The organism is Chryseobacterium sp. SIMBA_038 (genome assembly GCF_046535115.1).
Lineage (GTDB): Bacteria > Bacteroidota > Bacteroidia > Flavobacteriales > Weeksellaceae > Chryseobacterium.
The window spans coordinates 1-256 of the sequence record NZ_JAWRXH010000283.1 but is presented as its reverse complement, the minus strand read 5'-3'; the positions used below and the strand labels follow the sequence as shown (position 1 = coordinate 256).

General features: G+C 34.8%; 1 protein-coding gene. It reads right to left on the bottom strand.

The annotated features are described in order from the left end of the window. Positions 1-256: hypothetical protein (locus tag SB689_RS23575; protein ID WP_410694469.1), on the bottom strand; the 256-nt coding region annotated here is incomplete at both ends.

Genomic DNA, 256 nt, shown 5'->3' with positions numbered 1-256 from the left:
ATCTTCTTCCAGTTTCCTTGGCCAGACATTTTATAAACATGGTATTTTGCTTTATAGGCCATTTTACTCCATGTAAATGTTACATTAGTGTATCCTTGTCTACCAGGAATTCCTGAAAACTTTATTATTGGAGATTTTGGCAATACATTTTCCGTAATGGTTGTAATCATAATTTTCGATGCCTCCGAAGGAGCATATTCTGTTACAACAACATCAGATTGCGGATTTCCTGTATAGTTTGCTTCTGCATATTCTA